This window comes from Microbacterium helvum (genome assembly GCF_014779795.1).
Taxonomy (GTDB): domain Bacteria; phylum Actinomycetota; class Actinomycetes; order Actinomycetales; family Microbacteriaceae; genus Microbacterium; species Microbacterium helvum.
This window is the reverse complement of record NZ_JACXZS010000005.1, coordinates 1-23,883: the sequence shown is the minus strand read 5'-3', so window position 1 is coordinate 23,883 and position 23,883 is coordinate 1. Positions and strand designations below refer to the sequence as shown.

The window sequence follows — 23,883 nt, the reverse complement described above, 5'->3', positions numbered from 1 at the left end:
CACCTCCCCCACTCAGAGGTCGAAGGAGACCGTGATGACCCACCCCACCGACCCCGCGATCGACGGGCCCGGATTCGCGACGATGTCGGTCGCGAGCATCCTGGCCGAATCGGCCGAGCGCCACGCCGACCGCGTCGCCTTCCACTTCGCGGGTGGGACGACGAGCTACCGCGAACTGTGGGACCAGACGCGCGCGTACGCCGGCGCGCTGCGGGAGCGCGGCATCGGGCGCGGCGACCGCGTGGCGATGCTCATGCCGAACGTGCCGGACTTCGCGCGCGTCTACTACGCCGTGCTGTCGCTGGGCGCGATCGTCGTGCCCGTGCACCTGCTCTTCAAGTCCGACGAGATCTCGTACGTGCTGAGCGACGCCGACGCCGACCTGCTGGTGGTCGCGGCGCCGCTGCTCGGCGAGGCCGTTCCGGCCGCGGCCGCGGCCGGCGTGCCACTCGTGACGGTGCTGCTGCCGGTGTCGTCGGACGCCGGGCTCCCGCGCTTGGAAGCCGAGGCGGCCGCTGCAACCCCGATCGCCCGGCACGAATCGGTGGGCCCGCTGGACGCCGCCACGATCCTGTACACGAGCGGCACCACCGGCACACCCAAGGGCGCCGTCGGCTCGCACCTGTCGATCGTCGAACAGGTGCACACGACGCTCATCGACGCGTTCGACCTGCGCGCGGACGACATCGTGTTCGGAGGGCTGCCGCTGTTCCACACGTTCGGGCAGACGGCCGTCATGAACATCGCGCTGCGGGTGGGGGCATCCGTCATCCTGCTCCCCCGCTTCGACGCCGACGAGGCGCTCGCGCTCATGACATCGCTCGAGGCGACCGTGTTCACGGCAGTGCCGACGATGTACGTCGGCATGCTCGAGGCTTCCCGGCGGTCCGCGGCCCGCCCGCCCCTCCGCTACGCGGTCTCGGGCGGCGCGGCACTGCCCGTCGCCGTGCTCGAGGCGTTCCGCGACACGTTCGGCGCCGATGTGCACGAGGGGTACGGCCTCACCGAGACCGCGCCGACCGTGTCGTCCAACCCGCTCGGGCGGCCGATCCGGCCCGGCACCGTCGGGCGCACACTGTGGGGCGTCGACGTCGCGATCGCCGACCCCGACGACGAGGGCGCCGTGGCGCTGCTCGACGCGCCGGACGCGCTCGGCGAGATCGTGGTGCGCGGCCACAACCTGTTCAAGGGATACCTCGGACGAGCCGACGCCTCCGCCGACGCCGTCGTCGACGGGTGGTTCCGCACGGGCGATCTCGGCACCTACGTCGACGGCGTGCTCACGATCGTCGACCGCAAGAAGGACATGATCGTCCGCTCCGGCTACAACGTGTACCCCACCGAGGTCGAGGCCGTGCTGGCGCGGCACCCCGGTGTCGCCGTCGCGGCCGTCTTCGGCGTGGCCGACGACGTACGCGGACAAGAGGTGCACGCCGCCGTCGTGCCGCATGAGGGCGTCACCCTCGACGCCGACGAGGTGGTCGCCTTCGCCCGCGACCGCATCGCCGCGTACAAGTACCCGCGCGTCGTCCACATCGTGCCGTCGCTGCCACTCGGCGCCAGCGGCAAGGTGCTCAAGCGCGACCTCGTGACGCAGTTCACCCCGGTGCGCTGACGCGAGTTCGAGTTCACGCCGCCTGGAGCCACTCTCATGGACTCGGCCAGCAGTGGTCGCCGCGCGATCGTCCGATCGGCGGCTCGCGGCGTTTCGACTCGCTCCGCTCGCTCAACGACCAGAACTCGGTCGTTGAGCGACGCGAGGAACGAGCGAAGACGAAACGCGGCGAGACGCTCTCGCGAACCCACGCCGACGCCGACGTCGCAGACGTGGCAGGGTCCGACGAGCGGTGTGCGGCGTTTCGACTCGCTCCGCTCGCTCAACGACCAGAACGTGGTCGTTGAGCGAAGCGAGGAACGAGCGAAGACGAAACGCCGCAAGCCGCCCTCGACAACCCGGCCCAGCGCGGGCGCAGCCTGGTCCGATGGGCGGCTTGCGACGTTTCGTCCCTCCTCCGCACAACGACACGGCCCGGACCCCGCGGGGTCCGGGCCGTGTCGCCGGGGGGGATCAGCTGCCGGGGATGCCCTCGCCCGACAGGTCGACGGGCGCCGGGTCGACGGAGGTCACGCTGCCGCCGTCGACGGCGTAGGTGGCGCCGACGTAGTCCTGCACACCCTGGTCGACGGCGGTGATGCCGACGCCGAGGTAGGCGGCGTGGCTGTCTTCGCCGAACGAGAGCGGAAGGATGCCGTTGCCGGCGAGGTCGCCCGAGGTCACGGCCGAAACCAGCGATTCCCGCGTCGGGTTCTCGCCGGCGGCCTCCAGTGCCTCGGCGAACAGGTACGCGACGCTCATGCCGTAGATCGTGTTGCCGTCGAAGGGCGCGCCGTCGTTGTAGTCGTCGTTCACCTGGCGGAACAGCGACACCCAGTCGGAGTCCCCGCCGAGCGACGGCAGGTAGTTGGTGCCGACGAGGCCCTGCAGCAGCTTGGGGCCGACGTCCTCGCCGAGGTACCCGACGAGCGTGGGGTAGTCCGCGCCCGACGACGACGAGAACCACATCGGGAACCACCCCATCTTGGCCGCGGTCCCGAGGGCCAGTGCGGTGAACCCGTTGATGGTGCCGAGGATGTTGATCTCGCAGCCGGCCGCCTTGAGCGCGCCGATCTGCGCCGACACGTCCTGGTTCGACACCGAGTACCGCTCCACGTGGGCGAGCCCGTCGGCGCCGAGCGCCAGCTCTGCACCCTCGATCATCTCGTCGCCGAAGTCGTCGTCCTGCCCGAGCAGGCACACGACCTTGTCGGGGTGCTCGTCGGCCGCGTACTGCGCGAGCGCCGCGCCCTCGACCATGTAGTCGGCGTTGAACCCGAACGTGTACGGGTACGTCTCCGGCTGGTTCCAGCTGGTCGAGCCGGAGGCGACGAACAGGTCGGGCACCTTGTTCTGGTTCAGGTACTCGAGCACCGCCGTGTGGGTCGGGGTGCCGAGCCCGTTGACGATCGCGAAGACGTCGTCCTCCTGCACGAGCTCGCGCACCACGGTCTGCGTGGTCGCCGGGTTGTAGCCGTCGTCCTTCACGATGTAGTCGATCGAGCGGCCGTGGATGCCGCCCTTCTCGTTCAGGTACGCGAAGTACGCGGTCGCCGCCGCCGAGATCGACGAGTACCCGGCCGCGGCCGGACCGGTCAGCGGAGTGTGCGTGCCGATCGTCACGGTGTCGTCGCTGACGCCGGGGACGTCCTCGTCGCCGGCGCTCGTGGCAGCGGGTGTGCTGCATCCCGCGAGCGCAACGGCGACGGCGGCGGCGCCGACGGTCGCCGCGAGGCGGCGGGTGAGGGTGTGCTGTGACATGGTCACCTCTTTCTGTGTGATGTGGGTGGTGCGGTTTCGAGCTCAGGTGCGGGTTCGGGCGGCGCGGCTTCACGCGGGGGTTCGGGATGCCGCGCCCCGGCGCCGCTCCTGCGCCGCCGCCACTGCCGGCCGATGCCCGCCAGCCCGCCCGGCCGGGCGAGCGTCACGACGATCAGCAGCAGCCCGAAGACGAGGATCGAGAGGTTGCCCGAGAGACGCTGCTCGACCTCGGCGGGAAGGGGCAGCGCATCGGCGGCGACGCCCAGCATCCACGGCAGCATCACGATGAGCGCCGAGCCGATCGCCGCTCCCCCGATGCTGCTGAGGCCACCGAGCACGACGGCCACGACGAGCAGCAGCGAGAAGGCGAGCGTGTACGCGCCGGGGCTGACCGACTGCGTCACGAAGCACAGCACGGCGCCGCCCGCACCGGCGGCGAGAGAGCTCGCCGTGAACGCGCCGACCTTGACGCGCCCCGGCCGCACGCCGTTCAGCCGCGCCGCGGTCTCGTCGTCGCGCACGGCCCGCATGCGCAGTCCGGTGGGGCCCTTCGTGAGCACGACGAGCGCGGTCACCACGACACCGGTCACGAGGATCGCGACCCACGCCTGCCACTGCTCGACCGCGATCAGCCGTTCCAGCAGCGGGGACACGCCGTCGTAGGCGATCTGCACGCCCTGATCTCCGCGCAGCACGCCCGAGAACACCGCCGCGACCGCGGGCAGCGCGATCACGAGCGCGAGCGTGACCCCGGCGAGGTAGGGTCCCCGCAGCCGCGCTGCCGCAAGACCCAGCAGCCAGCCGATCACGCCGGCGACCAGCGCGGCCACGAGCAGAGAGACCAGGAATCGCGGGATGCCGGTGGCCCCGGCATCCGTCATCGCATTGGCCGTCAGCGCGAAGCCGTAGCCGCCCGCGGCCATGAGCGCGGCATGACCGAGCGAGAGCTGGCCCGAGCGGCCGATGAGGACGGTGAGCCCCGCGGTCGCGCAGAAGTACGCGGCGATCGTCGCGAGCTGGAAGTTGCGGTACGGGTCCAGCAGGAAGGTGCCGCCGATCGCGAGGACGGTGAGCCCCGCGCCGAGGACGAGGATGCGAGGGATGCCGCGCAGCGGCCTCATCCGCCCGCTCATGCGCTGCGCGCCTCTCGCAGCGAGAACAGCCCGCCCGGGCGCAGCAGCAGCACCGCCACGAGCAGCACCAGGACGCCGATCGGCGCGACCGTCGCACCGAGGTAGCCGGTGACGAGCGTCATCGCGACGCCGACCACGAGTCCGCCGAGCAGCGCACCGACGGGTGAATCGAGCCCGCCCACCACCGCCACCGCGAACGCGTACACGAAGAGCATGTCGGTGGCGTGCGGGTTGAGGCCGAGCTCGGTGGGGACCAGCAGCAGCGCGGCGAGCGCGGCGACCGCGGCCGACAGCATCCATCCGATCGTCACCATGCGGTCCACGCGCACGCCCAGCACCCGCGAGACCTCGGGAGCGAAGGCGGCACCCCGCAGCTGCAGGCCGAGCGACGTGCGGGTGAACAGCAGCGCCAGCGCGGCCATCACGACGAGCGCGACGACGAGCACGAACACGTCGTACGGCGAGAGCAGCGGGACGCCGCTCACCATGATCGGGCTGTCGTCGAAGGGCGCGCGCATCGGGCGGTACTGCGCGCCGAAGAGGACGCCCAGCAGCGATTGCAGCACCATCACGAGCCCGATCGCCACGATCACTCCGGCGAGCGGGCTGCTGTGCGGGGCGAAGCGCATGAGCCCCCGCTCGACACAGAAGCCGATCGCCGCGCCTGCGAGGATCCCCGAGACCAGGCCCACCCAGTACGAGCCGGTGAGGCCGGTGACGGCGAAGGCGATGTACGCGGCGACGAGCGCCATCGCGCCCTGTGCGAAGTTGACGATGCGCGCGGCGCGCCAGATCAGCGCGAGTGACAGCGCGAACAGCGCGAAGATCGCGCCGCGCGCGAGGCCCGTCGCGAAGAGGAAGAGCAGTCGGTCCATCAGAATCCCAGGTAGGCGTGGCGGAGGGTGTCGTCGGCGGCGAGGGCCGCCGCGGACGCATCGGCGACGACGCGGCCGAGGTCGAGCACGATCCCGCGGTCGGCGATCGACAGCGCGCTCGTCACGTTCTGCTCGGCGAGCAGCACGGTCAGCCCGCGGCTCGAGGCGGCGTCGCGGAGGGTCGACATGAGGTGCGCGACGACGAGCGGCGCGAGCCCGAGCGACGGCTCGTCGAGCGCCAGCAGCACAGGGTCGGCGACGAGCGCGCGGCCGAGGGCCAGCATCTGCCGCTCGCCGCCGGACAGCTGGTGCCCGGCGCTGGTGCGGCGGCGGGCGAGCGGCTCGAACATCTCGTACACGTCGGCGACGGCGCGCTCGCGGGCGGCCCCGCGATGACGCCACAGGGCACCCAGGTGCAGGTTCTCGTCGACGGTGAGCTCGGCGACGACGCTCTGCCCCTCCGGCACCAGGGCGAGTCCGCGTCGGGCACGGTCCTCGGTGCGCAGTGCGGTGAGGTCGCGGCCGTCGAGACGGATGTCGCCGGATGCCGGGGCCACCAGCCCCGCGATCGTCCGCAGCAGCGTCGTCTTGCCGGCGCCGTTCGCGCCGAGCAGTGCGACGACCTCGCCGGGTGCGAGGTCGAAGCCGACGCCGTGGAGCACGGGCGCGCCGCCGTAGCCGACGGTGAGAGCATCGATCGCGAGCGCACCGCCGCGCGTGCCGGTGACCGCGGGCGCGGTCATGCCGTCGCCTTCACACCGAGGTAGGCCTCTTCGACGCGCGGGTCGTCACGCACTTCGTCCGGAGCGCCGTGCGCGATCACGCGGCCGAAGTCGAGCACGACGATGCGGTCGGAGAGTCCCATGACGAAATCGACGTGATGCTCGACCAGCAGGACCGCACACCCCGTCGAGGTCGCGGCGCGCACGACGTCGCCGAGGGCGGCGATGTCGTCCGAGCCCAGCCCGCCCGCGGGCTCGTCGAGCAGCAGCAGTCGCGGGTCGGTGACCAGGGCGCGCGCGAGTGCGACGCGCTTGCGGTCGGGGTAGGGCAGCGCCGCGACCGGACGATCCGCCGGCGGTTCCAGGTCGAGCGCCCGCAGCTGCGCGGCGACCCGGTCAGCGGCGTCGCGACGCCCGGCGACCGGAAGCAGCACGTTCTCGCGCACGGTGAGGCCGGCGAAGAGCCCCAGTCCCTGCAGCGTGCGCGAGACGCCCCGCGCGGTCAGGTCCGCCGTGCGCCGCGGTGCGGGCGCACCGTCGATGCGCACCGCGCCGCGGTGGCGGACGAGCCCGCACACCGCGTTGAACACCGTGGTCTTGCCGGCTCCGTTCGGGCCGATCAGCGCCACGATCTCGCCCGGCTGCACGTCGAACGACACATCGTCGAGCGCAGTGAGCCCACCGAACGCGACGCTCACGGAGCGCAGTTCGAGCCGGGCGGCGGAGCCCTCGGGGGCGGTGGTTCGTGCAGACATCGGCACCTCTTCGTGTCGGGTGTCCTCACCCTAGCGCAGAAACCGACCGGGCGGTATGTCCCTGTTGCATGATCGTGATGCGGCCTCGCCCGGACGGGCCGTGCGTGCGGCATCCACCCCAACTCCGCGGTCCGAATATCGGAGATTCGCGCGTTTTCCGGAGAATGTGGCGGCGCTCGCTCCGGAAACGTCGCGATCGTCCGATATTCGGCCCCGCACCCAAGGCGAGCGCGGTCCCCACGACGTCGGCGAACGGATGCTGCCCCGACCCGCGGATCCCTGACGCTGTGAACACCCCGGCCGCCGGCATCCTCGCGCTCCGAATATCGGACAATCCCGCGTTTTCCGGAGGATCGGGCGCCGCCGCTCCGGAAACGGCGCGATCATCCGATATTCGGACCCGCACCGTTGGCCGCGGAATGCCCGCGAGCACCCGCCGCCAAGACCGGGACCAGACCGGGCAGCGCACAGTGCGCTGCGCGCTGCGCGCTGGGCGCCGCGCCGCGCCGCGCACAGCGCGCGGCGCGGGTCGCGAACTCGGCCTACCGGTGCGGGATGCCGGCGATCATGCCGCCGTCGACGACGAACTCTGCGCCGCTGGTGAACGCCGACGCGTCGGAAGCGAGGAAGACGATCGTGCCGGCGAGGTCGGACGGCTCGCCCGGGCGGCCGAGTGGGATGTCGAGGTGCGCGGGATCGATCCGCGTGGTCATCGACGTGCTGATGAAGCCGGGATGCACCGAGTTGACCCGGATTCCTGAGGGGCCGAGCTCGACGGCGAGCGATTGCGACAGCCCGCGCACGCCGAACTTGGCGGCGGTGTAGCCGTGCAGTCCGGGACTGCCGCGCATGCCTTCGACCGACGAGATGTTGATGATCGAGCCGCGACCCTGCGCCTTCATGACGGGCACGACGGCGCGACAGCCGAAGAAGACGCCGGTGAGGTTCACGGCGATGACGGCGTTCCACTTCTCGGTCGTGAAGTGCTCGATGGGCGCGGCGTTCGCGATGCCCGCGTTGTTCACGAGGACGTCCAGCGCTCCGAAGGCGTCGAGGGATGCCTGCACCGCCGCATCCCATTCCCCCTCGTTCGTCACGTCGAGGTGGACGTAGCGCGCGCGGGCGCCGAGTTCTTCGGCGAGCGCGGTTCCCTCGTCGTCGAGGATGTCGGCGATGACGACCCGTCCGCCCGCGTCGTGCAGCGCCCGCGCATACGCCTCACCGATGCCGCGGGCGCCGCCGGTGACGAACGCGACCTTGCCCTCGAGGTCGAACGGGTTCACTCGCCCATCTCCCTGGTCCATGCCCACCCTGTCGAGTACGCGGTTTGTCGCCGAGACCGCATGTCATCGACGTGGATATCGTGCGTGCTCGGCGAGACCGCACGTTCTCGACACACCCGGCTCACGACGCCACCTCGATCACGACGCGGCCCACGGTCGAGCCCGACGCGAGCGCGGTGAGCGCTTCGGGCGCGCGCTCGAACGGCACGACGTGGTCGACGACGGGATGGATGCCGCCGGCCGCGGCCGACCGTGTCAGCTCCGCTCGTGCGTCGTCGATGAGATCGGGGCGCACCCGCGGGTACAGCCCCCAGTGCAGGCCGAGCACCGAGTAGTTCTTGACGAGCACGTGCCCCGCCGGCAGGGCCTGGATCGCACCGCCCGCGAAGCCGACCACGACGATGCGTCCCTCGAACGCGATGCATTTCGTCGACGCGTCGAAGGCCGCGCCGCCGACCGGGTCGAACACCACGTCGGCGCCGTGCCCGCCGGTGGCGGCCTTCACGCCGGCGACGGTGTCGTCGACTCCGCGGATCAGCACGACCTCGGCACCCGCCGAACGGGCCACCGCCGCCTTGGCCTCGGAACCCACGACGCCGATCACCCGCGCACCTGCGGCGGCCCCCAGCTGCACGGCCGCGAGTCCCACACCGCCGGCGGCGGCGTGCACGAGCAGCCACTCCCCCGCCTGCAGCGCGGCTCGCCGGTGCAGCCCGAACCATGCCGTCTGATAGGCGACCGTCAGGCCTGCGGCCTCGGCATCGGTGAGCGCGTCCGGCGCCGCCCAGACATCGGATGCCGGAAGCACGGCGTATTCCGAGAGCACGCCGATCTTCGACCCGACGACGCGGTCGCCGAGCGCGAAGCCCGTGACGCCGGCGCCGAGCCCTGCGACTGTGCCGACGAGCTCGATGCCGGGCGAGAACGGCAGCTCGGGCTTGACCTGGTATTCCCCGCGACACAGCAGCACGTCGGGGAAGTTCGCGGCCACCGCGCGCATGCGCACGAGCACCTCGCCCTCGCCGGGTTCGGGCGTCGGCACCGTGTCGAGCGACAGGGCGTCAGCCGGCTCGCCCAGCTCCGTCACGCGCCACGCGCGCATCGAGTCCGGTAAGGCGGCGGGGGTCGCGACGGCGGGCGCGGCGGCCTCGGCGTTCGCGGGGGCGTCAGGGTGCGGCATCCACTCTCCTCAGACTGGTCAGGAACAGGTCGGTGAGCTGTTCTGCGACGAGCGTCTTGTCTTCGGGGCCCTCGGGCGAGTACCAGTGCGACAGGTAGTGCACGTCGCTGAAGAAGTGGGCGACGAGCATCGCGAGCGGGATGTCGGTGCGGAAGCGCCCCTCGGTCTGCCCGCGCGAGATCAGCTCGGCGAACTCGTCGTGGTACGCACGGCGCCGGCGGGTGACCTCCTGGGCGCGCGGCGCCGACAGCATGTTGAGGCTGCGGAAGAACACCGCCCCCTCCTCCATGTGGTCGATCGAGGTCTCGAGGACGTCGACGCACACGGCTCGCAGCACATCCTCGGTCGCTCCGCCGCGGGCGATGATCTCGTCGAGGTGCGTCTTCTGGAGCGTGAGCAGCCGCTCGTAGATACCGAAGAGCAGGTCGTCCTTGGACTCGAAGTAGTGGTACATCGCGCCCTTGGTGACGCCCGCGGCGTCGACGATCTGCTGCACGCTGGTGTTGGCGTAGCCCTGCCGGGCGAACAGCTCGACGGCGGCGCGGGCGACGTCGTCTGCGACGTGGGAATCCTTCATACCCTCATCCTGTCGTGAGCAGGTTCAGACGAGGGGACGGATGCCGGCACCGCCGTCGATCGGCAGCGTCTGACCCGTGATCCAGGCGGCGTCCTGCGAGAGCAGGAACGCGACGGGCCCGGCGACGTCGTCCGGTTCGCCCAGGCGGTGCAGCGGGTACGCGGCGGAGGCTTCGTCCTCGTGACCTTCGTACAAGGCGCGGGCGAACGCGGTCTTCACCACCGCCGGCGCCACCGCGTTGACGCGGATGGCCGGGGCGAGCTCGTACGCGAGCTGTGCGGTGAGGTTGATGAGCGCGGCCTTCGAGATCCCGTAGAACGCGATGCCGGGGCTCGCGCCGAGCCCCGCGACGGAGGCGATGTTCACGACCGACCGCGACAGCCCGGCGGCGACGGCGGCGCGGGTCCACTCGAGCGCGGCGACGACGTTCACCTCGAGGATCTTGCGGGCGGCCTCGGCGTCGACGTCGACGATCGGCCCGTAGACGGGATTGATGCCGGTGTTGTTGACGAGGTGGTCGAGACGCCCGTGGCGCCCGGCGATGTGCGCGTAGACGGCGGCGCGATGCTCGGCGTCGTCGGCACGGCCGGCGACCGCGCTGGCTGCCTCGCCGAGTTCGGCCACCGCCGCGTCGAGCGAGTCCTGCTTGCGGCCGGTGATCACGACGGAACCGCCTTCGGCCACCAGTCGCTGCGCGATCGCGAAGCCGATGCCGCGGCTGGCGCCCGTGACGAGTGTGACCGTGCCGTCGAAGCGGCGGGCGGGATCGTGGGTCATGGCGCCTCCTTGCGCACCGTCCGGCTACATACCGGCTGGTCGGTTTTACAACCTAGCACGATCATGCGAGACGCGCGGGATCAGCTCGCGACGCACGTGGCACCCCCGCGCGGCACGCCCGCCGCAGCTGTTCACGCGCCGCGCGTCGACGAGCGCTCCACGAGCGTCGGCAGCAGCGTCGCCCGCGCCAGACCGCGCGCGTCACCGGCGGGTCGGCGCAGGCGTTCCAGGCACTTCCTCACGGCGGTCTCGCCCAGCTCCGTCTTGGGCGGCGCGACGGCCGTCAACGGGATGTGCGCCAGCGCGGCGATCTCGTCGTCGTAGGCGACGATGGCGAGGTCGTCGGGCACCCGCAGCCCGCGTTCGACCGCGATCTCGACCCGCGCCAGGGCGTCCGGGCCCTGGTACGCGCCGATGTTCGGGGCCGCGGCCGGGACCGCGTTGCCGAAGCAGTCGCGGTCGCCGAGCTGCGGCAGCGCCGTGCCCGCACCGAGCGCGGGCGATCCCGCCCGCAGCCGGTAGCCGGCCAGGTCCGCACCGGCCTGACCGCTGCCGCCGGCGACGAGCAGGGTGTCGGCGACGACGGCACCGGTCTCGGTCGCCGGCGGCTGGATCCCCCCGAAGTACGCGTTGGTGCGGTACTCGGCACCCTGCGTGCGCAGCGTTCCGGACGGCGCCACGATGATGTTGTTCACCATCTGCCGCGGTCCCTGCATGTCGTCGAGGAACCCTCGCGACGGGCAGTAGAGTGGCGCACCGTCGGCGCCTGATGCCACGATGGTCACGAGGCGCCAGCCGCTGGGGAGCGGGCGCCCGCGCGAGAGGAGCGCGATGACTCCGGCGACGGTGGCACCGATGGTGGGCCGCGAGGCCGAGCTGCAGGTGCTGCTCGAGGCGTATGCGGCCGGGCGTGCCGGCAGTCCGCGAGCCGTCGTCATCCGCGGCGAGGCCGGCATCGGCAAGACGCGGCTGCTCGAAGAGTTCCGCGCGGCCGCGCTCCGCTCCTCGCGACCGGGCCCACAGGTCGTCGCCGCGTGCGGCCAGTGCGTCGACCTCGGTCCGATCGGCGCGCCGTTCACGCCGATCCGGCGGGTCCTGCACGAGATCTACACCGCCGTCGGCGACGAGAGGTTCCGTGCGGCGGCCGGCAGCCCGGCCGTGGTGGCCACGCTGGCGTCGCTCATCCCCGAACTCGCCGACGCCTCGCTCGTCCCCTCGAGCGGCGGGGACTATGTGGCCGAGGCCATCGAGCGGATCATCGAGAACCTGTCGGCAGAAGTCCACCTGCTGATCGTCATCGAAGACCTGCATTGGGCGGATGCTGCCACCCTCGCGCTCTTGAAGACGCTGGCCGTGACGCTCCGAGGCCGGCACGTGACACTCATCTGTACCTACCGCTCCGACGACGTCGGCCGCGGGCATCCGTTGCGCGCGGTGCTCGCCGAGCTGGACCGCAGTCGCGTCGTCACCGGCGTCGAGATCACGCGCCTGCGCCCGGAGGATGTCGCCGAGCACATCCGTTCGCTCACCGGCGGAGCCGTGTCGACCGATCACCTCGAGGCCGTGACCGCCCGCAGCGAAGGCGTGCCGTTCTTCGTCGAGGAACTCGTCGACCTGAAGGACGGCGAACTGCCCGACACGCTGCGCGACGTGGTGCTCGCGCGATTCGAGCGCCTGACCCCGCACGCCCAGGAGGTCGTCGGTCTGGTTGCAGTGGGCGGGGTCCACGTCGACGACGACCTGCTGAACGAGGTGCATGACGGCGACCCGCGCGATCTGCGCGAAGGGTTGCGCGAGGCGGTGGCCGGCTCCGTGCTCGTGAGCGACGAGCACGGCTACACGTTCCGGCACGCGTTGATCCAAGAGGCGGTGCACGACGACCTGCTGCCGAACGACCGCGTCGAAGCGCACCGGGCCTACGCCGAGGCGCTGCAGCGGCGCGTCGACGACGGCGATGCGACGCTCGCGGCTGAAGCCGCGGTGCACTGGCTCGCCGCACGCGACCTGATCCGCGCCTTCGATGCGACTGCGGTCGCGCGGGAGTGGTCGAACGCCGCGAACGCGCCCGCGGCGTCGGTCAAGCTCGGCGAGCAGCTCCTCGAGCTGTGGGGCCAGGTGCCGGACGCGGACGAGCGTGTGGGGCTGTCGCGTGCAGCGTTGTCGCGCGGGATCGCCGAGGATTACTTCGGCATCGGCGAGAACGAGCGCTCGCTGCGGTCCGCTGAGGCCGGCGCCCGCTTCGCGCGCCCGGAGGAGCGACTCCTGCGCGCCGAGCTGCTGCGACTGGTCGGCGCGCGACAGCGCACTGCGGGGCGCGACGACGCCGCGGCCGAGACCTTCCGTGCCGCCCGGACGCTGCTGGACGACTCCGGCGACGCCGGCGAGCGCGCGCTCCTCGCGAAGATCGACGCGATCCTGGCCGTCGCCGAGCCGGCGGCCGAGTCCGAAGCCCTGCTCGACCGTGCCGTGACGCTCGCCGAGGGATCGGGTGACGATGACGCCCTGGCACAGACGCTGTATCTGCGCGCGTGGTTCGTCTCCGACCACGGCCGACTGGAGGCCGCCGTCGAGGATCTGCGGCGCGCCGTCGACGTCAGCGCCGACATCAGCACGCATCACACCGCGGTCAACAACCTCGTCGACCTGCTGGGACGACTGGGCCGGTACGACGAGGCGCTCGAGCTCGGGCGCGCCGCGTTCGACGAGACGGTGCTGGCCGGGCGCGAACGCGGGCTCGGCGCCCACATCAACGCGAACGTCGCCGAGATCGACATGCACCTCGGTCACGCGTCCGCCGGTGTGGCGCGCGCGCAGCGGTGCCTCTCGCTCTTTCCGGCGAATCCGTTCTTCCAGAGCTTCACGCTGCGCCTGCTGGCCCTCGCCGCACTGTACGACGACGATCCTGCGACGGCGGCGGGCTACCGCGAACGCGCCGAGTCACTGCTCTCGCGCATCGACGCGGATCCCGACGAGCAGATCGGCTGGGCCCTCGTCGCCGGCGTGGCCGCCGCCCGCGAGGTCTGTGACGGGGCGGCCGCCACCGGACTGATCGCGCTCGCGCCGCGCACGGCAGAGCTGCTCGAGGGCGACTATCCGGGGTTGAGCCAGCGCATGCTCCCCGTCGCCGCGTGGCTGTGCCGGCTTTCGCCCGAGGCCGGCGACACTCTGCTGCCGGCGATCGAGCGGCTCAGCCGGCGCAGCGTCGACGGCTCCGCGCCGGCGATCCTCGCGGTGACCCGGGCGTACCTCGACGACGACGTGGCCTCGTGGACGGCGGCGCTGGCGCACGCCGAGGCCGGCAGCATCCCGAACCGCTACGTGCACACGTCCCGGCTCGGACTCGCGCAGTCGCTGATCGTCGACGGGCAGCGCGAGGCGGCATCCGATCTGCTGAGCCTCATCGTCGATGAGGCGCCGGGCCAGGGCGCCGCGCTGATCGCCCGGTGGGCGCGGGAACTCGCGGCGCGCGCGGGGATCGCGTGGGAGGGGATGGATGCCGGCGGCCGCGGTACCGCGTCGGGATCGGGCGTCACCGCGCTGACGCCTCGCGAGCTGCAGGTGCTGGCGCTCGTCGCCGAAGGCCTGACGAATCCGCAGATCGGCGAGCGCCTGTTCATCTCGCCGAAGACGGCATCCGTGCACGTGTCGGCGATCCTGGGCAAGATCGGCGCCGCAAATCGTGCGGAGGCCGCTGCGCAATACGCCGCCGGCGTGCCTGAGTCGGCTTAGGCGTCCGCCGCCGGTTCTGAGTGCGCCTTAGGCGCCGATCGCTGCCGCCTAAGGCATCGATCCCGCCCCAAGACGAGGCATCCGCCCGATGAGAAGCACCCCCCTTAGAGACGAAAGTCGTTCCTGTCAGCACGAATCGGAACCTCGACCGAGGCTCCGCTCCCGACAGGAGAGACCGATGGACACCAACCTCTACACCGCCCAGCTCACCGCTTCGCAGCGCGCCGCGACCCTCGCCCGCGAGAACCGGATCGTCGTCGCGCAGCGCGACCGCAGCGACCGCGCTCCCGTCGCGTCGCACCGCGGTTTCTCGCTCATCGCCCTGGCCCGCGCGGTCGGACGCCGTGGCACTCCGTCGGGATCCCGCGCCGCCACGGTGGCCTCGAGTCACTGACCCGCTCCCTCCTGCGGGGATGGACGACCCGGACCTGTGCAGTCGGATCGTCAGGGGCGGAGCCTGGGGGGCTCCGCCCCCTTCTCGCGCTCTTGCCCTCTCGTACTCGCGACCCGGCGGTCGGTGTCCGGTACAGAGGGTGCCGGGGTGTCGGGTGTCGGCAGGGCACGGCAGGATGGGCGCATGCCGTACGAGATCCCCGCGCCGATGCTGGCGAAGTCCGTGCCCGACGTGCCCGACCCCGCCAAGGTGCCGGGCGGGCTCAGCTACGAGCCCAAGTGGGACGGCTTCCGCGCACTGGTGTCGTGGGACGGCGCCGAGGTGGTCATCGGCTCGCGCGGAGCGAAGCCGCTGACCCGGTACTTCCCCGAGCTCGTCGAGGCCTTCGCGCGGCTGCTGCCCGGGCCGTGCCTGCTCGATGGCGAGATCGTGGTGCCGATCGAGCGCGACGGCCGGCGCCGACTCGACTGGGAGTCGCTGTCGCAGCGCATCCACCCCGCGGCGTCGCGGGTCAACATGCTGTCCGAGCAGACACCCGCGATGTTCATCGCGTTCGACGTGCTCGCGGTCGGCGACCGTGACCTGCAGGGCGAGCCGTTCGCGACCCGGCGGGCCGCACTCGTGGAGCTGCTGCGCGACGTACCCGATCCCGTCCATGTCACGCGCACGACGGACGACCCCGACCTCGGGCGCCGCTGGCTCGCCGAATTCGAGGGCGCCGGGCTCGACGGCGTCGTCGCCAAGCCGCTCGACCAGCCGTACGCACCGGGCAAGCGCACGATGTTCAAGATCAAGCACTCCCGCACCGCCGACGTCGTGGCGCTCGGCTACCGCATCCACAAGTCTGGCCAGGGCGTCGGATCCCTCCTCGTCGGCCTGTACGGAGAGGACGGCACGCTGTACCCCGTCGGCGGCGTCGCGGCGTGGAGCAACGAGCGCCGGCTCGAGCTGATCGACGAGCTCGCGCCGCTGGTCGTGCGCGATGCCGACGGCGAGGCCGTGCGCGGCGACGGCGAGAAGTCGCGGTTCCAGGCCGGGCGTGCGGATTCCTCATTCGTGAAGCTGCGGCCCGAGCGCGTGCTCGAGGTGCGCTACGACCAGCTCGAAGGCTGGCGCTTCCGCCACACCGTGCAGTTCGAGCGCTGGCGTCCCGACCGCGACCCCGCCTCGTGCACCTACGAGCAGTTGGAGGTCGTCGCCGCCTACGATCTGGCCGACGTCCTGATCTGAAGATCCGCTCTTGGTCAGCGTGGCGGCGGGATGAACTCCACGATCGGGATGTACGCGTCGCCGCCGGCCGCGTCGTCCATCGCGGCCTTGAGGTGCCGCCACGCCCGCGGGTAGCGCGCGGCGTAGACAGCCAGATGCGCCTCGGACTCGGCGCGATCGAGCAGCCGCACCGCGGCGCGCACGTGCCGGGCGCCGCCGGTGCTGAGATACGCCACGCCGTTCGCCTTCAGGTTGCGGTACCACTGGGCCCGCGTGCCGAACCCCGAGGCCACGCGGATCACGTTGCGCTGACGATCGACGACCTCGACGACCACGAACCGCCTATCGTGCGACACGCGGCCGAGGTGCTCGATCATCACGAGCCGCTCTCCGAACATCCATCCGAGTCCCGCGCGGTACAGCGCGATCGGTGCCCGGACGATCCACTGCGTGCGCAGCACCTTCTCGATCAGTCGGTCGAGAAGGCCGGCGCGGCGCGGCCGCGGCTCGGACGGAACGACGCGCCAGGGATCGGTCGCCGACTCGGTCATGTCCCCCGCCTCATTCGTCGTCCTTGGGCCAGTTCTCGGGGTTGATGCGGCTCGGCTGCACACGCGGCGGCTCCCCCGGCATCTTGGGGAAGTCGGGCGGGAAGTTCAGCTCGCCCAGTCCCGCGTCGAGGTCGCGCTGCCACCACTCCAGCAGGGTGTCGATGCGTCCCGGCTTCTCGAGCAGCGTCGCCCACGGATCGCCGGCGTCGGCGAGACGCCCGGGCACCGTGCGCACGGTGAACGCCGCCGGGTCGACGCCCGCGGCCAGCTCGTCCCACGTGAGCGGCGTCGACACGGTCGCCGTCGGCAGCGCGCGCGGGCTGTACGCGCCCGCCATCGTGCGGTCGCGGTTCGCCTGGTTGAAGTCGATGAAGATGCGCTCGCCCCGCTCCTCCTTCCACCAGCTCATCGTGACCTTGTCGGGCATGCGGCGCTCCAGCTCGCGCCCCGCCGCGATGACCGCGTGCCGCACGTCGAGGAACTCCCACTCCGGCTCGATCGGGCAGAACACGTGGATGCCCCGATTGCCGCTGGTCTTGAGGAACGCCGTCAGCCCCGCCTCGGCCAGCACATCTCGCAGCGCGGGAGCGACGGCTGCGGCATCCGCGAAATCCGTTCCCGGCTGCGGGTCGAGATCGATCCGCAGCTCGACGGGGTTGTCGGTGTTCGCCGTCAACGACGCCCACGGGTGGAAGACGACGGTGTTCATCTGCACCGCCCAGACCGCCGCCGCGATCTCGGTGAGGACGAGCTGAGGATGCCGCCGGCCGCTGTTGTACGTGACAGTGCGCGCTTCGACGAAGGCCGGGGCCCCCTTGGGCGGGTTCTTCGAATAGAACCGCTCGCCGTCGACGCCCTCGGGGAAGCGCTCGAGCGACACCGGCCGATCGCCGTTCGCGGCGAGGAACGGTCCCTGCACCGCGATGAGGTACTCGGCGAGCTCGTGCTTCGTGATGCCGAGCTCGGGCCAGATCACACGGTTGGGGCTCGACAGGCCGACCTCGCGGTCGCCGTCGGGACCGGGAACGGTGAGGGTGATGCGCTCCGACGCCATGTTCCGACGCTAGCGGGCGGCCACGACATCCGTCACCCCGCGCACGCCATCGCCGCCGTCGTCTCGGCGCGCGAGCCGCCGCGCTCGTGTCCGACACGCCACACTCCGGCGCACACGCTGCGGCGTCCCACGCGAAAGTGCGGCTTCTCGCGAACTCCGCCGCGGCCAGGATGCGCGCTACTGCCCGAGCGCGAGCACCGGCGCGAGCTCGTCGCGCGTCAGGCGGATCCAGGGACCCGCCGGGTCCACGACGACGCCGGTGATGGCGTCGTCCGACCGCAGCGCCTTCGCCAGCTGCACCGCCGTGATCGGCACGGCGTTGTCGCCGCGTCCCATGACGGCGACCTCGAGCGGGTGCGAGTACACCTCGAGGAACCGCGAGCCGTCGGGCGTGCGCCCTTCGGCGAGACCGGGCACTCCGCCTTCGGCGAGCCCCGCGGCCACCCACAGCGGCACGCGCGTGAGCGCGTCGGCGACCTGCGCCGAGATCTCGGGCGTGCGCTCGGCGGCGAGCAGGGTCTTGACGGTCAGTTCGGGGTCGGCCTGCTCGACCGCACGCTTGAGCAGCTCGGCCGGAAGCACGGCGCGCGAGGGCGTCGAAGCGGGGTCGAGCACGATGCCGTCGTAGTTGCTCGCGAACACATGCTGCAGCACCGTGAGCACCGGCTGCCCCATGGCCGAGGTGTCGGCGTCGCCGTCGGCCTTGAGGCTCGCCTGCAGCGCGGCGCCGCTCGAGAAGGCGAGGGCGAACACCCGGTCGCCCAGGTTCGCGACGCCGAGCGGCAGCGGCTTGCCCTCGGCGAGCAGCGTGCGGGCGTCACCCTTCACACGCAGGAATACATGGCCCTGCATCAGCTGACGCGCGACGTCGAGCAGTGCCTGCGATGCGGGTGCGTCGCCCACCCGGCCCAGTGCGTCGCGCAGCAGCGCGTTGTCGCGCAGGCCGGGGATCGTCTCGGTCTGCTCGGGCGCCGTGTGCATCCATTCTCGTCCGCCCATGCGCGGCAGCGTGGCCGGCGGCTCCGCATCGGCCGCCGGCGCGCGGTCGGCGTCCGGGCGCGCGGGCGCGGGAGCCGCCCCGAGACCTCCGTACGACGACACCGAGATCGACACGGACGGGGCGGCTGCGGCATCCACTTCTCCCGTCGCGTCCGCCGTCGCCTGCGCGGCCGGAGCGTCCCCGGCCGCCGTCGCGTCGGCCGCCGTCGCGTCGGCCGGGGTGTCGACGGCGTCACCCGACGGCTCGGCGGGCTTCTTCGGACGGCGCGAGAACAATGCCATTGCTCGAGACTAACCTCACCCCAGCGCGGTGACGCCCGCCAGGATCACCCCGACGCCGACGGCGAGAAGGGATGCCGCCAGCACGACCACTCCCGTCCACAGCAGGGCGATCGCACGGCCGGGCCGCTGCGGGTCATGACCGAGCACCGACAGGAAGAAGCCGCCGGGGATCAGGAGCGCGCTCGCCAGAACGCCGACGGCCGCCCACTGCCACGGTGTGGGCACTCCGACCGCCGAGACGAGCAGCAGGCTCACGAGTCCGAGCAGCACGAGCGCGCCTGCGTGTGCGTGACCGGCGCGGAAGAACGACTTCTGCAGCCCGTTGAACGGCAGTCCGCGCGACGCGATCCGCAACAGGAACGTGCCGCCCGACATGATGCCGATGACGGTGAGGATCGTCGCGCCCGCGACGATCGTGAGGATCGGGTCCATTCTTGCCTCCCGGGCTCGAGGATTGGATAGTTCAACTCTCCAATGTTAGATAGTTATAGTATCCAATGACAAGAGACAGGAGGCCGCGATGAAGATCTCGGAACTGTCGGAGCGCAGCGGCGTCCCGGTGGCGACCGTGAAGTTCTACATCCGCGAGGGAATGCTCCCCCGCGGCGAGACGGTGTCGGCGACACGAGCCGAGTACGACGAAGGGCACCTCGCCCGCCTGCGCGTGATCGCCGCCCTGACCGGCGTGCGTGGCCTTCCGCTCGCGCGGGTGCGCGACATCCTGGCCCTCATCGACGCCCCCACCGGCGATCCCGTCGAGATCCTCGGTCGCGCCGTCGGCGCCCTGCCGCCCTACGTCGACGAACTGCGCGGCGACCATCCCCTCGCCCGCGCCGCGATCGCCGAGCTCGGCCTCACCTACGACGCAGATTTCACCGCGGTCGCGCAACTCGAAGAGGCGCTGCGCGCGCTCGAAGCGGCGGGATTGGATGCCTCACCCGCCGCGCTGCGTCGGTACGGCGATGCGATGCTCCAGGTCGCGAGCGCAGAGCTCGCTCTCTTGCCCGGGATGCGCCTCGACGAGGCCGTGACGTACGCCGTGCTCGGGACTGCCCTCTACGAGCCCGTCATGCTCGCACTCCGGCGCCTCGCCCACCACCACCTGCTGGTCGCCAGACCGCCGGCATCCACTGATCCGGAAGAGAAACGCCGGAACCTGTCCCAAAAACCCTGATGCCGGACATATCTCTACGTGAGCCTTGATCACTCGGCCCGGTCGCTGCGGCCACCGGGCGCAGTTCGGGATACGCGCAGGGGCCCGCTTATGATGCCGTGGTGCCCGCCCCGCTGGACGGCGACATCCCGATCGCCGCGGCCTCTGAGTCGAGCGTCTCGGACGAGACGCTGCTTCGGCATGCCCGCGAGGGCGACGAGTCCGCGATGCGCACGCTCCTGCGCCGGCACGAGAAGAAGATGTACGCGCTCGCGCTGACGATGACGCGCAACGCGGCCGATGCCGAGGACGCGGTCGGCATCACGCAGCTGGCGCTGTGGCGCAAGCGCGACGAGGTGCGCGGCGTGGACGGTTCGCTCCTGCCCTGGTTGCTGAAGACGGTCGCCCTGGCCGCAAAGAACCAGCTGCGGGGCCAGCGCCGGTATGAGCGGCTGATCGCAAGCGTCCCTGCAGCAGAAGAGGTGCCCGACCACGCCGACGAGGTCGCGCGCCACGTCGACCGCACCTCGCTGTCGCACGACATCGAGACAGCGCTCCGCACGGCGAGCGCCGCGGACGCCCAGGTCATCGCGCTGTGCCTTCTCGAAGGGATGCCGCCGCGCGATGCCGCGGTCGTCATCGGAGCCTCCGAATCCACGGTGCGCAAGCGCCTCACCCGCGCGAAGGAGCGGCTGCGCAAGACGCTCGCCCACCACGCTCCTCACACCGTCGAGGGCGAATCATGAGCGATCAGCGCCCGATGCCCCGTGGCGACGCAATGGAGAACCTCGTCATCGCGCAGATGCGCGACGATCTGCGCGCCGATCGCACCCGCCGGCGTCGCCGGCTCGGGGTTCCGGGGTGGTCGATCATCACGTCCGCCACCGCGGCTGTCGTCGCGGTCGTGGCGATCACGGTGTCGATGCTCGCGGCCCCCACACCGAGTTACGCGGCGACGCCGCCGATGCTGCAGATCACGGCGGCGCAGACCGGAACCGGCGACGCGGCCGAGCTGCTCGCCGACCTCGCTGAGCAGCTGCGGGCCTCCGATGCGCCCGATCCCGCCCCGCCCGGGCAACCGCAGCAGATCGACCTGCAGACCTGGGGACTCGTGACGACGGTGGGCGCCGAGGGCGAGGACGTTCCCCCGCCGTATATCGCGCCCGAGAACCTGACGCTGACCCGCTACCCAGATGGCGTGTGGTCGCAGGTCGCGGTCGCCGGCACGCCGTACGACACGCAGGGCAAGCCCGTGGACGATCCGAAGGCGACGCCGCCGGGCACCGAGCTGTACCGGTTCGACGAAGAAGCGGGCCAGCACACCTACCTGTTCCCCGATCCGGTACCCGAAGACGCCGGCGAGCTGCGACAGTTGATGCTCGACGCAGGGCTCTCCGAGGACTCGACAGTCAGCGACTGGTTGTCGCAGGTGGAGGCGCTGCTGATGGAGCGGGTGCTCCGCCCCGCCGAAGAGGCGGCGCTGCTCGAAGTGATCGCCGGCCTCGACCTCGAGCTCGCCGGCACGACGACCGACCGCCTCGGTCGCGAGGCGTACGTCTTCGAGAGCCCGCCGGGCGACTCCGACTTCGTCGAACGCATCCTCGTGAGTCTCTCCGGACACGTCCTCGCGACCGAGACCGTGTGGGTCGGCCACGACCGCACCGACATCCCTTCCCCGTCCGTCATGTCGTACTACGCATTCGAAAGAAGAGATCAATGACCCGCTTGTCATTCGCGCTGCTGGGGATGACCGTCCTCGCGGCCGCACTTGCCCTCTCCGCCACGCCTGCAAATGCAGCCGACGAGCCGCTCCAGTTGCGGGTGGATGCCGTCATCGCCGAGTTCGGCGGTACGCAGACCGCAGCCAACGAGGTGTCCTGGGACGACGGCGCCGTCGTCTTGACATTGACCGCTGACGGCGCCCAGCCCCTCGCCGTCGGCACCTGTCCAAGCGGTGCGTTCTGCGCCTTCGACGGTGTCAGCTACACCGGCAACAAGCTGACCTTCTTCAGCTGCACGACCGGCAACTCCGTAGCCGCCCTCAGCAGTGTGCGCTCGCTCGCCAACTCGCGTAGTTCGGGTACTGTCCGCGCGTACGACGGCTGGGCGACCGTCGCGACGCTCGCGCCCAACACTGGGGCGCCTTCCGTGGCGGCGGGTACCGACAAACTCAACTGCTCGTAGCAGGGTTTCAGCAGCCTGGGCGTTCATAACGAACAGATAACGAACATGAACGAACCTGTCCCAGTCTGGGCGATACCGGACATATCTCTACGACGGGCTACCGGCACTCACTTCGAGTCGCCCGAGCCTCAACTGCAATGAAGCATAAGGGAATACATGGACCAGATCACCTCCCGCCGCGACGGGGCGCGCAAGCGCGTGACCGTCGCGGCGATCGGCGCGGCCGCTCTCGTGTCCGCATCCGTCGCGGGTATCGCCGGCCCCGCCTCGGCCGCCTTGAGCGACTGCCCCTCGTCCTACCTCTGCATCTGGAAGGACGCGAGCTTCGCCACCGCGGGATCCGGAACCGCCTATGTGAAGTTCCAGCAGTACATCCCCGACTACGCCACGTGGGACTACGCGGGCACGTCGTACGACGCCAACAACTCGGCGACCTCAATCTACAACCACGGCGTCACCGAGACGGCGTACATGTACGCCGAGGACAACAAGGACACGTTGCTGTTCGACATCCCCAGGGGCAACTCCAACTGGGCACTCGGCGGCAATCAGGGCGACAACATCGAGTCCGGCTACTACCACTCGTTCAATTGAGCACCCAGCAGACACGAGGGACCCGAGGGCTGCGGACGATGTTCGCAGCCCTCGGGCTGGTGCCCCTTCTCCTCACCAGTACGGCCTGCGCGGCAGAGCCCGAAAGCCCCATAGAGCCGCCGCCGCAGAACCGATCTGAGTGGACAATGCCGCTCGACGAGTTCGTCTCGAACGATGCCCATCTGCGTGACTATGCTGAGGCGCTGCTGGAGCGAGACTGCTATGCCGAGCATGGCATCGAATGGCTCGTCCCCTGGCAACCAACCGATGTGGGTGCGGGCCCATCATTCAGCGCGGGAGAACACCGACTCTTCACTTCCACGCTGGCGACCGAGTTCGGTTATCACACCGCACCGAACACCTATAACGGCGTATCGGAGTGGCGCGAATTCGTTGCTCGGGCCAGCGAGATTGCGAACACAACTCCTGACTTCGGTTCGATCATGGACGATTGCCAGGCAAGAAGTCGAAAAGCGCTGCCTACACCGTCAAATGAGGCGTTGTACTACGCGACTGAGGCCGCACTGACCTTGAGTGCACAGGCCGAGACGGACGAGGCTGTCGCTCAACCAGGGAAAGAATGGGCCGCGTGCATGTCGAGCAAGGGTTACGACGGAGTGCCGACCAACCCGCTGGAATGGCCGTCCGACGCGCTGGAGGAGCAATGGCAAGTCGGGATACCGGGGAGCACTCCAGCGCCGGACGAGATCGCGATGGCGACGGCGGACGCCGACTGCGCAGAAAGCAGCGGATGGTCAGAGGCGTTCTACCAGGCCAATTGGAGTCGCCAGATCGACTTCATCGCTGAGAACGCAGATCGTCTCGTCCGAATCCGCAGCGAACTCAAAGATGACAAACGCCGGCTGCTCCGTGCGGTCGCAGAGAACGCACCCACGAAATGACTTCTGGACGAGTGCGACGTACACACGGTCGTCGTTGGGTCGTTATCGGGCTCTTCGGACATCCGGTGGGGGTGAGGCTCGCCGGGTGATGGTCGGCGGGTAGGGGTCGAGGTCCCCGAGGATCAGTAGCGCCAACTGCTGTTCCATCACGAGGACCTCGACGTGTCTCACCATA

At 70.9% G+C, this 23,883-nt stretch carries 24 protein-coding genes; 10 read left to right on the top strand and 14 right to left on the bottom strand.

The features are described from left to right. The first annotated feature begins 34 nt into the window (after nucleotides 1-34). The gene (locus IF188_RS08770; RefSeq protein ID WP_191171415.1) at nucleotides 35-1,615 is read left to right on the top strand and encodes an AMP-binding protein; all 1,581 of its coding nucleotides are present in this window, start codon (nucleotides 35-37) and stop codon (nucleotides 1,613-1,615) included. Between the two features lie 453 nt (nucleotides 1,616-2,068). On the opposite strand, the gene IF188_RS08765 is transcribed toward IF188_RS08770, so the two are convergent. From IF188_RS08765 to IF188_RS08720, 10 genes are all read right to left on the bottom strand, one after another. Next, nucleotides 2,069-3,355, bottom strand: a complete 1,287-nt coding sequence (locus tag IF188_RS08765) for an ABC transporter substrate-binding protein (RefSeq protein ID WP_191171414.1) — start codon at nucleotides 3,353-3,355, stop codon at nucleotides 2,069-2,071. Nucleotides 3,356-3,357: 2 nt separating this feature from the next. Further along, nucleotides 3,358-4,488 (bottom strand): branched-chain amino acid ABC transporter permease, encoded by a 1,131-nt coding sequence (locus tag IF188_RS08760; protein WP_191171413.1) that lies wholly within the window; start codon nucleotides 4,486-4,488, stop codon nucleotides 3,358-3,360. Further along, nucleotides 4,485-5,363: a branched-chain amino acid ABC transporter permease gene (locus IF188_RS08755; protein ID WP_191171412.1), complete on the bottom strand. Its 879-nt coding sequence runs from the start codon at nucleotides 5,361-5,363 to the stop codon at nucleotides 4,485-4,487. Before IF188_RS08755 ends, IF188_RS08760 begins: the two co-directional genes overlap by 4 nt. Then, a complete protein-coding gene (locus IF188_RS08750; RefSeq protein WP_191171411.1) occupies nucleotides 5,363-6,106 on the bottom strand; it encodes an ABC transporter ATP-binding protein in 744 nt (247 codons plus the stop codon). The genes IF188_RS08755 and IF188_RS08750 overlap by 1 nt, the downstream gene beginning before the upstream one ends. Continuing rightward, nucleotides 6,103-6,840, bottom strand: coding sequence for an ABC transporter ATP-binding protein (locus tag IF188_RS08745; protein ID WP_191171410.1), 738 nt, complete (start codon nucleotides 6,838-6,840; stop codon nucleotides 6,103-6,105). Before IF188_RS08745 ends, IF188_RS08750 begins: the two co-directional genes overlap by 4 nt. Before the next feature lie 542 nt (nucleotides 6,841-7,382). After that, on the bottom strand, nucleotides 7,383-8,144 hold the full coding sequence (locus IF188_RS08740) for a glucose 1-dehydrogenase (RefSeq protein ID WP_191171409.1): 762 nt from the start codon (nucleotides 8,142-8,144) through the stop codon (nucleotides 7,383-7,385). 100 nt (nucleotides 8,145-8,244) lie between these two features. Then, nucleotides 8,245-9,303 carry an NADPH:quinone oxidoreductase family protein gene (locus IF188_RS08735; RefSeq protein WP_191171408.1) on the bottom strand — a complete coding sequence of 353 codons (1,059 nt, stop codon included), beginning with the start codon at nucleotides 9,301-9,303 and terminating at the stop codon, nucleotides 8,245-8,247. Beyond that, nucleotides 9,290-9,880, bottom strand: a complete 591-nt coding sequence (locus IF188_RS08730) for a TetR/AcrR family transcriptional regulator (RefSeq protein ID WP_191171407.1) — start codon at nucleotides 9,878-9,880, stop codon at nucleotides 9,290-9,292. Before IF188_RS08730 ends, IF188_RS08735 begins: the two co-directional genes overlap by 14 nt. A 24-nt stretch (nucleotides 9,881-9,904) precedes the next feature. Continuing rightward, the gene (locus IF188_RS08725) at nucleotides 9,905-10,657 is read right to left on the bottom strand and encodes an SDR family oxidoreductase (RefSeq protein ID WP_191171406.1); all 753 of its coding nucleotides are present in this window, start codon (nucleotides 10,655-10,657) and stop codon (nucleotides 9,905-9,907) included. 131 nt (nucleotides 10,658-10,788) lie between these two features. Further along, nucleotides 10,789-11,442 carry a substrate-binding domain-containing protein gene (locus tag IF188_RS08720; RefSeq protein WP_318152841.1) on the bottom strand — a complete coding sequence of 218 codons (654 nt, stop codon included), beginning with the start codon at nucleotides 11,440-11,442 and terminating at the stop codon, nucleotides 10,789-10,791. A 46-nt stretch (nucleotides 11,443-11,488) separates the two neighbouring features. Between IF188_RS08720 and IF188_RS08715 the strand changes: the two genes are divergently transcribed. The 3 genes from IF188_RS08715 to IF188_RS08705 all read left to right on the top strand — a co-directional run bounded on the left by IF188_RS08715 (nucleotide 11,489) and on the right by IF188_RS08705 (nucleotide 16,010). After that, nucleotides 11,489-14,386: an ATP-binding protein gene (locus tag IF188_RS08715; RefSeq protein WP_191171405.1), complete on the top strand. Its 2,898-nt coding sequence runs from the start codon at nucleotides 11,489-11,491 to the stop codon at nucleotides 14,384-14,386. Between the two features lie 178 nt (nucleotides 14,387-14,564). Further along, entirely contained in the window at nucleotides 14,565-14,780 is a 216-nt protein-coding gene (locus IF188_RS08710; protein ID WP_191171404.1) for a hypothetical protein, read from the top strand. A gap of 183 nt (nucleotides 14,781-14,963) precedes the next feature. Then, nucleotides 14,964-16,010 (top strand): ATP-dependent DNA ligase, encoded by a 1,047-nt coding sequence (locus IF188_RS08705; RefSeq protein ID WP_191171403.1) that lies wholly within the window; start codon nucleotides 14,964-14,966, stop codon nucleotides 16,008-16,010. 14 nt (nucleotides 16,011-16,024) lie between these two features. Here the strand turns inward: IF188_RS08705 and IF188_RS08700 are convergent, their stop codons facing one another. The 4 genes from IF188_RS08700 to IF188_RS08685 all read right to left on the bottom strand — a co-directional run bounded on the left by IF188_RS08700 (nucleotide 16,025) and on the right by IF188_RS08685 (nucleotide 19,307). Next, the gene (locus IF188_RS08700) at nucleotides 16,025-16,540 is read right to left on the bottom strand and encodes a nitroreductase family deazaflavin-dependent oxidoreductase (protein WP_191171402.1); all 516 of its coding nucleotides are present in this window, start codon (nucleotides 16,538-16,540) and stop codon (nucleotides 16,025-16,027) included. Nucleotides 16,541-16,550: 10 nt separating this feature from the next. Continuing rightward, nucleotides 16,551-17,594 (bottom strand): non-homologous end-joining DNA ligase, encoded by a 1,044-nt coding sequence (gene ligD / locus IF188_RS08695; RefSeq protein WP_191171401.1) that lies wholly within the window; start codon nucleotides 17,592-17,594, stop codon nucleotides 16,551-16,553. A 177-nt stretch (nucleotides 17,595-17,771) separates the two neighbouring features. Further along, nucleotides 17,772-18,875 carry an SseB family protein gene (locus IF188_RS08690; RefSeq protein ID WP_191171400.1) on the bottom strand — a complete coding sequence of 368 codons (1,104 nt, stop codon included), beginning with the start codon at nucleotides 18,873-18,875 and terminating at the stop codon, nucleotides 17,772-17,774. 15 nt (nucleotides 18,876-18,890) lie between these two features. Next, nucleotides 18,891-19,307 carry a hypothetical protein gene (locus IF188_RS08685; protein ID WP_191171399.1) on the bottom strand — a complete coding sequence of 139 codons (417 nt, stop codon included), beginning with the start codon at nucleotides 19,305-19,307 and terminating at the stop codon, nucleotides 18,891-18,893. Between the two features lie 88 nt (nucleotides 19,308-19,395). Between IF188_RS08685 and IF188_RS08680 the strand changes: the two genes are divergently transcribed. The 6 genes from IF188_RS08680 to IF188_RS08655 all read left to right on the top strand — a co-directional run bounded on the left by IF188_RS08680 (nucleotide 19,396) and on the right by IF188_RS08655 (nucleotide 23,708). Continuing rightward, nucleotides 19,396-20,049, top strand: a complete 654-nt coding sequence (locus IF188_RS08680) for a MerR family transcriptional regulator (RefSeq protein ID WP_191171398.1) — start codon at nucleotides 19,396-19,398, stop codon at nucleotides 20,047-20,049. 101 nt (nucleotides 20,050-20,150) lie between these two features. After that, the gene (locus IF188_RS08675; RefSeq protein WP_191171397.1) at nucleotides 20,151-20,774 is read left to right on the top strand and encodes an RNA polymerase sigma factor; all 624 of its coding nucleotides are present in this window, start codon (nucleotides 20,151-20,153) and stop codon (nucleotides 20,772-20,774) included. Next, nucleotides 20,771-21,748, top strand: a complete 978-nt coding sequence (locus IF188_RS08670) for a hypothetical protein (protein WP_191171396.1) — start codon at nucleotides 20,771-20,773, stop codon at nucleotides 21,746-21,748. The genes IF188_RS08675 and IF188_RS08670 overlap by 4 nt, the downstream gene beginning before the upstream one ends. Beyond that, on the top strand, nucleotides 21,745-22,212 hold the full coding sequence (locus IF188_RS08665; RefSeq protein WP_191171395.1) for a peptidase inhibitor family I36 protein: 468 nt from the start codon (nucleotides 21,745-21,747) through the stop codon (nucleotides 22,210-22,212). The genes IF188_RS08670 and IF188_RS08665 overlap by 4 nt, the downstream gene beginning before the upstream one ends. A 156-nt stretch (nucleotides 22,213-22,368) precedes the next feature. After that, a complete protein-coding gene (locus tag IF188_RS08660) occupies nucleotides 22,369-22,806 on the top strand; it encodes a peptidase inhibitor family I36 protein (RefSeq protein ID WP_191171394.1) in 438 nt (145 codons plus the stop codon). Between the two features lie 38 nt (nucleotides 22,807-22,844). Then, entirely contained in the window at nucleotides 22,845-23,708 is an 864-nt protein-coding gene (locus IF188_RS08655) for a hypothetical protein (RefSeq protein WP_191171393.1), read from the top strand. Nucleotides 23,709-23,883: the final 175 nt, after the last annotated feature.